The sequence below is a fragment of the Pseudoduganella sp. RAF53_2 genome (assembly GCF_052113985.1).
Taxonomy (GTDB): domain Bacteria; phylum Pseudomonadota; class Gammaproteobacteria; order Burkholderiales; family Burkholderiaceae_D; genus Rugamonas.
On the sequence record NZ_JBFRDW010000956.1, the window covers coordinates 1 to 1,516 of the forward strand.

General features: G+C 58.9%; 1 protein-coding gene. It reads left to right on the forward strand.

Going from position 1 to position 1,516, the window contains the following annotated elements:
- Positions 1-1,516 (forward strand): cbb3-type cytochrome c oxidase subunit I (locus AB4Z11_RS31380; RefSeq protein ID WP_442030039.1); only part of this gene is annotated, 1,516 nt, incomplete at both ends.

Below are 1,516 nucleotides of genomic sequence, written 5' to 3' on the forward strand. Positions count from 1 at the left end.
CTTCTCGTTCTGGATGTCCGTGTTCGGCGGCATGCTGACCATGGCTTCCCTGTTCGTGGGTGAATTCGCCCGTACCGGCTGGCTGGCGTATCCGCCGCTGTCCGGCATCCTGGCCAGCCCGGATGTGGGTGTCGACTACTATATCTGGTCATTACAGATTGCCGGCGTGGGAACACTGCTATCCGGTATTAACCTTGTGGTGACCATCGTCAAGATGCGTGCGCCTGGCATGTCGATGATGAAGATGCCAGTGTTCACCTGGACTTCCCTGTGCACCAACGTGCTGATCGTTGCTGCCTTCCCGGTGCTGACCGCCGTGCTGGCCATGCTGTCCCTGGACCGCATGTTCGGCACCAACTTCTTCACCAATGACCTGGGCGGCAACGCCATGGTGTACGTGAACCTGATCTGGATCTGGGGCCACCCTGAGGTCTACATCCTGGTACTGCCGGCCTTCGGTATTTTCTCGGAAGTGGTGTCCACGTTCTGCGGCAAGCGCCTGTTCGGCTACACCTCCATGGTGTATGCAACCGTCGTGATCACCCTGCTGTCCTACCTGGTGTGGCTGCACCACTTCTTCACCATGGGCTCCGGCGCCAGCGTGAACTCGTTCTTCGGCATCACCACGATGATCATCTCGATCCCGACCGGCGCCAAGATCTTCAACTGGCTGTTCACCATGTACCGCGGCCGTATCCGCTTCGAGCTGCCAATGATGTGGACCAYCGCCTTCATGATCACCTTCGTGATCGGCGGTATGACCGGCGTGCTGCTGGCGGTTCCTCCTGCGGACTTCGTGCTGCATAACTCGCTGTTCCTGATCGCGCACTTCCACAACGTGATCATCGGTGGCGTGCTGTTCGGCCTGTTCGCCGGCATCAATTACTGGTTCCCGAAAGCCTTCGGCTTCAAGCTGGACGAGTTCTGGGGCAAAGTGTCCTTCTGGTGCTGGGTGATCGGCTTCTACGCAGCCTTCATGCCGCTGTATGTGCTGGGCCTGATGGGCGTGACCCGCCGTATGAGCCACTTCGAAGATCCTTCGCTGCGCATCTGGTTCGTTATCGCCGCTATCGGCGCCGGCCTGATCGCTATCGGTATCGGTGCGATGATCATGCAGTTCGTGGTCAGCTTCCTGCGCCGCGACAAGCTGCGCGACGTCACCGGCGACCCGTGGGGCGGCCGTACCCTGGAGTGGTCGACTTCCTCGCCACCGCCGGACTACAACTTCGCATTCACTCCACGTGTGCATGACAACGACACCTGGGCCGATATGAAGAAGAATGGTTATGAGCGTCCGCTGAAAGACTTCGTGTCCATCCACATGCCGAAGAATACTGGCGCCGGCTTCATTATCTCGGCCATCAGCTTCGCGATCGGCTTCGCGCTGATCTGGCAAATGTGGCTGCCGGCCGTGGTGGGCTTCGTTGTCCTGATGGCTGCGATCATCACCCACACCTTTAACTACAAGCGCGACTACTACATTCCGGTGGAAGAAGTTGTTCGTACCGAAGATGCG